At 60.0% G+C, this 7878-nt stretch carries 5 protein-coding genes; all 5 read left to right on the forward strand.

Annotated features, from left to right (window positions below; translation table 11 throughout):
* Window positions 1-85: 85 nt before the first annotated feature.
* The 5 genes from H5U38_01730 to H5U38_01750 all read left to right on the forward strand — a co-directional run bounded on the left by H5U38_01730 (window position 86) and on the right by H5U38_01750 (window position 7704).
* The gene (locus tag H5U38_01730) at window positions 86-649 is read left to right on the forward strand and encodes a hypothetical protein (protein ID MBC7185733.1); all 564 of its coding nucleotides are present in this window, start codon (window positions 86-88) and stop codon (window positions 647-649) included.
* 43 nt (window positions 650-692) lie between these two features.
* Window positions 693-1427 carry a hypothetical protein gene (locus H5U38_01735; GenBank protein MBC7185734.1) on the forward strand — a complete coding sequence of 245 codons (735 nt, stop codon included), beginning with the start codon at window positions 693-695 and terminating at the stop codon, window positions 1425-1427.
* Window positions 1428-1849: 422 nt separating this feature from the next.
* Entirely contained in the window at window positions 1850-2065 is a 216-nt protein-coding gene (locus H5U38_01740) for a hypothetical protein (GenBank protein MBC7185735.1), read from the forward strand.
* 392 nt (window positions 2066-2457) lie between these two features.
* Entirely contained in the window at window positions 2458-5607 is a 3150-nt protein-coding gene (locus H5U38_01745) for a TonB-dependent receptor (GenBank protein MBC7185736.1), read from the forward strand.
* A 36-nt stretch (window positions 5608-5643) separates the two neighbouring features.
* On the forward strand, window positions 5644-7704 hold the full coding sequence (locus tag H5U38_01750) for a hypothetical protein (GenBank protein ID MBC7185737.1): 2061 nt from the start codon (window positions 5644-5646) through the stop codon (window positions 7702-7704).
* Window positions 7705-7878: the final 174 nt, after the last annotated feature.

Here is a 7878-nt window from a genome sequence, read left to right on the forward strand (position 1 = left end):
CTCCGGGGGCGGTTGGCGCAAGAGGAGAGCTGAGTCTTGTGGACGCCAAGCGGAGGAGGGCACGTTATGAAAAGGACATTGGCCTATGTCGGTGCGGGCTGCCTGTTCTGAGGACGGGTGCGCCGCAGGTGGCTGGGAGGTGAAGGAGCACCGGGTATTCACCTACGACCGCGCAAGCGAGCGGGTCACGTCGGTTGTGAGCGATGAGATCCCTGATACCCAGTTGCGCAAGGCGACGCAGTACGTCTGCTGGGACCTGGCGGAGGTGTTCAAGGACGCCCATTACGGCGGTGATTCCTTCCGTTTCTCGCAGGCGACGCAGGGAGCCGGCTACTTCCATAAGGTGATTTGGAACCTTAGCAGTAGCCAGTCCTGCTGCCTTCAGAACTACCCCGGGGGGTTCAACGATTGCATTTCTTCGCACTCCTGGGCGTCAGTCGGGTGGTACCCTTACCAAACCACACCCCACAAGCTGCAGGTCTGGAAGCATGCAAACCGCAGCGGGCCCAGCCACACGTTCGAGAACGGGCACCAAGACTTTGACGACGACTGGGAAGGGGAGATCTGGTGGCAGAACGGCATCCCAGAGAGCATCAATGACAAGGTATCTTCAATAGATATGATGTATTGGGTATCATATGCTCCGTGAAGTGTTCATCTCTCTTTGGGTCGTCGCTGGAGGAGGTACTAGCATGAAAAAGTCGGTGGTTCTGGTGGCCCTGCTCTTGGTGCTGGCCGAATGGGCAATGGCGGGGCCCGGCAGGGTTGCTGTGCAGGTTCAGGCTGGCGCGAGCATGCTGGGTGCCGGCAGCGAGCCCCGTTTCTCGCTGGGGTGGTTCGGCACAATGCTGGACAGCAGCACGCGGCAGCGATGGGACGGGGACTTTGATGCAGTAGTCGGGAGGGCTGCATGGGCACGCGTGTCCATGAGTTGGCGCCCACTTGACCGGCTAGCAGCTGTGCTGTCACTTGATGCAGGATCGCCGCTCGGGTACGTGGAGAGGCATGACGTCCAAATGGGAGCGTTCTGGGGCGTGAGCTCCTCTCGTCCCGAGATCCCCCTGGCCGCGGAAGGATACCTGGTGTGCCCGGCTTTGGCCGTGCGGGTGTACCTGCACACTGGAGCGACGGAACCTTACATTGAGCTTGGGCAGGGATACATGTGGCAAGTGCTGGACGTGTGGTGGGATCCTTCCGGCGTGCAGCTGCCCGGGTTCCGCTACAGGATCCACCACAGGCACCGCGCTGCCAGGCCAAGCATGAGAGCTGCGCTAGGGCTGGCCCATTCCGTGTCGCCGAGCATGCAGGCGCACGCTCTCGTCGAGTGGTTATCAACGCGCAATGGGCCGGGGGGTTCCTACTTCTTGGACTGGGACCGAGTCCACCAGCGCTTTGACCTGTCGGTCGGTGTGAGTTACGCTTTCTGACGCCTCGGCTCAGCTGCGACGGGCAGGCGGAAAGTTCTCCTGAACGCGACGGTGCGGGCGGGGTTGGCGCATAGTGGCTGGCGCACCTATTGCCCAATTCGCTTACGTGCGCAGCCCCGCCCTCTGCCGGCCCGCTTCCGAGGCTGGGGTGCCGAAAGCTACGAGGGCAGCGCAATGGTTGAGGCAGCTGGACATAGCCAGAGGCAACTGGGAGGGGCAAAGAGCCCGCATGCTGCCCCCCCGAGGGGATGGGGAGCGCTGCGGGCGGATAGCGTGCCCAGGAGGGAGAGAGAGGCCTGAGTGTGAGGTGCCGGGTGGCGCCCTGCGCTCAGGTCTTTTTTTTTCCGGGCGGAGCCCTCCGGGGGCGCTTGGCGCAAGAGGAGAGCTGAATATCGTCGACGCCAAGCGGAGGAGGGCACGTTATGATGAGGACATTGGCCCATGACGATGCGGGCTGCCTGGCAGTGGCACTGCTGTGGCTGGCCTGCGGGGGCATGTTCTTGGGTGGGTGCGCGAGGGAGGTTAGCGGGCCCGAACAGGCTCGGGAGGCGGAGGCCGGGTCGCTTGCCGCGGGTAGCGAGCCCCGCAGCGCCGCGGGCGACGGGCAGGCGGTGACACACTGCGTGCGGTTACCCTAGAGCGGAGCCAGGCACGAGGAGGAGTGGGGGTACGGGGAACGCATAGAGGAGCAGGGGGCGTGGCTTGAGGTAAAGGGGTACATCTTAGATGAGACAGTGCCGGGCGGCCTGCCCACCTTGTTCTTTTGCGCTTATACCAGAGCGACAGAACCGTATTTCTTTCTGGATGTGAGCGCTACGGCCCACTGGCAGCCCTACGCTGGAATAGAGGGAGGTTGACCTATTCCCTGAGCTCTCCACATTGCCAACTTTTTCTCTTGACTTTTTCGAAAAAAGGGCTATATTGCAGATTGGCTGGGGAGGGGTGCCGCGGCTATCGAGCTTGGAGCGGCTGGACGAGCACCACGTGAGGGGGAGGGAAAACCTGGGCCTACCTCGGAGGAATGCACGTCATGAAGCTTAACAAGCTACTTGTGACTCTCCTTGTCGTCGGGATGGCGTGCGTCTGCCTTGCTGGCACCACCGGGAAGATCGCCGGCACCGTCATTGACAAGGAGACAAAGGCACCGCTTCCGGGCGTCAACGTGGTCATCGAGGGGACGACCATGGGGGCGGCCACCAACCTGCAAGGCTACTACGTGATCCTGAACGTCCCACCTGGCACCTATACCATGCGCGCCTCCATGATCGGCTACACGCGGGTCACCGCCACGCAGGTGCGAGTGAGCATCGACCAAACCACGACCGTGGACTTTCAGCTGCAGCCGGAGACATTGATGGGGCAGGAGGTCACGGTCGTGGCCGAGCGGCCGGTGGTGCAGAAGGACGTCTCCGCCAGCGTGGCCAGCCTGAACTTCAAGGAGATCGAGGCGCTCCCCATGGTGCGGGTTGCCGAGGTGGTGGGATTGGAGGCAGGTGTCATAGGGCTCACCATCCGTGGCGGAGGCAGCGAGCAGACCAACTTTGTTGTCAACGGCTTCTCCCTGCGCGACGAGAGGACCTTCCAACCCTATACTGGCATCAGCTATACCTCCATTGACGAAATCAAGATTCAGACCGGCGGTTTCAGCGCCGAGTTCGGCAACATCCGCTCTGGGTTGATAAACGTCGTGACCAAGGAGGGCAGCAGGGACAAGTACAGCTTCGGGTTCCTGGGGAGGTATCGCCCGCCTGGGCCCAAGCACTTCGGCCACGCGCCCTACTCCCGGGACTCCTACTGGATCCGTCCCTACGTGGACGACGCCGTTTGCTGGACCGGCACCAAGAACGGCGCCTGGGACTCCTACACGCAGAAGCAATTCGTCGAGTTTGAGGGTTGGAATGCGGTCTCGGCCAAAACCCTGGCAAACGACGACCCCAACGACGACCTCACCCCTGCCGCGGCGCAACAGGTGTTCCTGTGGGAACACCGGCGCATTTTGGAAGTGAGGGACCACGACTATGACGTCGACATGAGCTTCGGCGGCCCGGTGCCTGTGGTGAGCCAACTCCTCGGTGACTTGCGCTTTTTTGCCTCTTATCGGCGCACGCGCGAGATGTATGTGGTGCCCCTTTCTACCGACTGGTACCGCGACTACCATGCGCAGCTCAAGCTGACCTCTGACCTGAGGCCCGGCTTGAAGCTCATGGTGGAAGGGATGATGGGCGGTGAGAACGGGACTAATGACAACAACTCAGGTCTGCCTGGCATCTTCCGCAGCCCGGAGAGTATAGCTGATGCCCTGAGCAACGGCCCCAAGTACATTGACGGCCGCATGTTCGGCGACGCCTACTGGTGTCCCTCCACCTACAAGCGCAACAGCCTCGGTGCCAAGTTGACCCACGTTCTGAACCCTGCCACTTTCTACGAAATCACGCTCCAGCGGTACCACACCAGCTACGACACCAATCCTGGGCGGGCACGCGACACCTCACGGGTCTACCTGTTCGGCAACAACTATTGGGTGGACGAGGCGCCGTTCGGCTACCAACCGGCACCGAGCACCGGCATTGTGGGCCTGCGTATGGGCGTGGGCATGAGCAACTCGCGCGACAGCAGCAAGGTCACCGTCTGGTCACTACGCGCGGACTTTACCAGCCAGCTTAACCGCCACAACAACCTGAAGACCGGCGTGGAGTTTGTTTACACCGACAACAACGTCAACTACGCCTCGGTGGACAAGTTCTTGCCCAGCGGCCGGTCCAAGTCCAAATGGCACACCTACCCAGTGCGCGGTGCGGTCTACGTGCAGGACAACCTGGAATTCGAGGGGATGATAGCGAACGTCGGTCTGCGTCTGGATTATTCGCACGCTGGCGGCGAGTGGTACGTGTACGATCCGTTCACCCGCGCCTTTTCAGCGGAAAGGTCTTTGGGCATCGACACCCTGCTGGCCAAGGAGCCTACCAAACGCATCATAGAACTCAGCCCACGGCTGGGTGTGGCGTTCCCCATCACGGTCAACAGCAAGCTGTATTTCAACTATGGCCACTTCCGGCAGTTGCCGCTGCCCGAGAACCTCTTCCTGCTGCGTCGGTTCACAGACAACAACGCCGTGACCAGAATCGCGGACCCCAACAACCCGCTGCCCAGGACGATCGCTTACGAGTTGGGGTATGAGCACAGCCTGTTCAATCAGTTCCTGCTGCGCTTGGCAGGGTACTATAAAGACGCTTCTCTGCAGTCGCGGCTGGTCACGTATGTCAGTCGGGATAACAAGGTCAACTACAGCGTCACCAAGCCGTACTCCTATCAGGACACGCGTGGCTTCGAGCTGACCCTGCGCAAGAATCGTGGTCCGTGGGTGCAGGGTTTCGTGAACTACACCTACGACGTGACCACCGCCGGCAACTTTGGCTTCGGCACTTACTACGAGAACCCCGCCGAGCAGCGCCGCTATGAACGCGAGACCCGCTCGCACTATCAGGAGAAGCCGGTGCCGCGGCCCTATTCGCGCGCCAATATCGACTTTTTCACGCCGCAGGAATTTGGCCCCAAGGTGCTCGGCCTGTCACTCCTCGGCGATTGGCGCTTGAACGTGTTGGCCGTGTGGCGCTCCGGCTACCACTTCACCTGGACCGGAGGGGGGACTATACCAGGCATTCAGTACAACGTCCAGTGGCGTGACTACTACAACGTGGACCTCCGTCTGAGCAAGAACTTGCGTCTCGGCTTTGCCAACGTGGAGTTCTTTGTGGATGTCTACAACCTGTTCAACATCCGCTACATGACTCAATATGGCTTTGTCGACGGCAAGGACTATGAGGCCTACATGAAGTCGCTCCACCTGCCAGCAGGTATTGGCAACCGCCTTGCCTACGGAAACATCCCGGGTAACGACAAGCCTGGCGACTACCGGAAAGACGGCGTGAAATTTCAGCCCATGGAATTCGTGCCGAACATGAGCGATGTGAGCAGGCTTGACCCCAAGGTCATCTATTACGACAAGAGCAGGGACAACTTCTTTGAGTGCATCGGTGGGCAGTGGGTGATGGTGCCCGAGCCGAAGCTCAAGAAGTTGCTGGACGAGAAGGCCCACATCGACATGCCGAACCAGCAGTACTTCACCTTCTTGCATCCGCGGGACGTGTACTGGGGCATTCGGCTGTGGGTGAACTATTAGCGGGCTTGGTCTCAACCGAACCTCGAGGGCAGAGCGATGAGCGCCTGGACAAAGAAAAAATTCTGGATAGTGGCAGTGCTCAGTGCGGTGCTGGCACTGCCAGGGTCCCTGTTTGGTCAGTACGATATTCGCTGGATGGCCGTGGGCTCCTTGCACAATTGGTACTCCAGCATTGGCTCCGAGATCGAGCACGGCTTCATGAAGGTGCAGCAGTACGGCATGCAATGGCCGGCCATTTACCAGTACCAGGACATGCAGGCGGCCAAGGCGCTGTGGATCGGCTGCAAGAACTTCACCGATCAGAACGGCATGTTCTTCCCGTACAAGGTGGTGCACGTGGGACCGCGCGTGTCTGGCGGTGGCGAGTTCTTCCCCATCAAGATGGAGATGGTAAGCCGTTTCGAGCCACCAGTGGTCTTTGTGGATGGTGCACTTTCGTACGAGAAACCTGTGGACAACAACCGCGTCGACCCGAGCATGAAGGCAGACAGGATGATCATCAATGTCACCAACTGCCAGCTCGGCATTACCATGACGCGCAAGATTTTCCAGTTTAGCAATCCGTATCACGACAACTACATCGTCTGCGACTACACCTTCACCAACACAGGCAATGTAGATGACGATCCCGAGATCGAACTGCCCAATCAGACCCTTGAGGACGTCTACTTCTTTTTCCAGTTCCGGTGGGCGGTCTGTCGCGAGACCCGCTATCTGATCGGCAATGCCACCGGCTGGGGCATAAACTTGATGCTGGACGCGCGAGGTGATGGGGTGAAGGTCGATCCCCCCAATGAGAATTTCCGCTGCCAGTTTGGATGGCATGGAAAGTATCCGCCCTTCACGTTGTACGACAACATCGGGGCGCCCATCTGGAGCCCGCAAGGCTCGGCGGGCTATATCGGTGCCGCGGACACCGTAGGGAGGCTGGGTGCTGCGCAATTCATCGGCGTGGTTACGCTCCATGCTGACCATTCACCCACCGATCCTAGCGACGACCCCATGCAGCCATCTACCACCACCTACGAGTCCTCTGACGCGCCGAACACTTCTCAGAACGACCCGTTCAATATCGCGCGCATGGAGTCGGAGTATGGCTGGATGTCTAAGGGGCACATGTCGCCGCGGCACTGCGACAAGGTGGAACCCAGCGGCGATTTTGCCTCGCCCACTGGCGATCCGGCGCTGGGCACCCCAGGCGGTTTCTCGGCCTGCAACGGCTATGGGCCGTACACGTTGCGTCCGGGGGAGAGCATCCATATTGTGTGGGCTGAAGCAGCCGCCGGGCTCAGTCGGGAGATGTGCATCGAGATCGGCAGACAATACAAGAAGGGCATAATCGATGCCCGCACCAAGAATCAGTGGGTGCTCACCGGTCGCGACTCGTTGTTCCAGACCTTCCGGCGTGCCATTGCCAACCACAGCTCCGGCTACACCATAGCCGAACCGCAGTTTCCACCTAGCGAGGTGTACATCAACGGTGGCGGTGACCGCATCAACTTGGAGTGGAAAGTCTACGACGAGGGGCCTCGCCCGTTGGGCTTCGAAATCTATCGAGCTAAGGGAAGGTATGACAGCACCTACACCCTCGTTTATCGCGCCGGACCAGATGAGCGTTCGTTCAGAGACACCCAGCTGGAGCGCGGCCCGTCGTACTACTACTACGTAGTTGCCGTGGGGCCTGAGATGCCGGGCAACCCGGCGTTGAACATCCCTGCCCACACGCTGAAAAGCAATCGTTACTATACGCAGGCATACGACCCCACCAACTTGAAGCGGCCTGCGGGGGAGAAGCTGAGCGATATTCGCATCGTGCCAAACCCGTACAATATCTCCGCAGACCCCAACAATCTGCTCTTCCCGGGTGAAGGGGACAAGATTGCTTTCTTCAACATTCCGGGCGAGTGTACCATTCGCATCTTCACGGAAAGTGGTGAACTCATCAAGACTATCGAGCACACCGACGGGACAGGTGATGCTTATTGGAACTGCACCACCTCCTCGAACCAGGTGATCGTGAGCGGCGTCTACCTCGTGGTGGTCACCGACCACAAGACTGGCAAGAGCGCGGTGGAGAAGCTGGTGGTTATCCGGTAAGCGGATCCAAGCATAGGGTACTGCCATGAAAAGGTCGCTAATTGCAGTCCTGCTGCTGGCCGGGTGGTGCATGAGCGCCCATGGCCAGACACAAAAGTTGCAGAAGTTAGCGCAGACCGGTATGAAGTTCCTGAGCGTGACCACCGATGCTCGCGCCAGCGCCTTGGGCGAGGC

The organism is Calditrichota bacterium (assembly GCA_014359355.1).
Taxonomy (GTDB): Bacteria; Zhuqueibacterota; Zhuqueibacteria; order JANLFK01; family Oleimicrobiaceae; genus Oleimicrobium.

Bases quoted from the DNA above. Each gene is read 5' to 3' on its own strand.
- H5U38_01740 (MBC7185735.1), top strand. From the start codon at position 1,850: ATGATGAGGACATTGGCCCATGACGATGCGGGCTGCCTGGCAGTGGCA.
- H5U38_01745 (MBC7185736.1), top strand. From the start codon at position 2,458: ATGAAGCTTAACAAGCTACTTGTGACTCTCCTTGTCGTCGGGATGGCG.
- H5U38_01730 (MBC7185733.1), top strand. From the start codon at position 86: ATGTCGGTGCGGGCTGCCTGTTCTGAGGACGGGTGCGCCGCAGGTGGC.
- H5U38_01750 (MBC7185737.1), top strand. From the start codon at position 5,644: ATGAGCGCCTGGACAAAGAAAAAATTCTGGATAGTGGCAGTGCTCAGT.
- H5U38_01735 (MBC7185734.1), top strand. From the start codon at position 693: ATGAAAAAGTCGGTGGTTCTGGTGGCCCTGCTCTTGGTGCTGGCCGAA.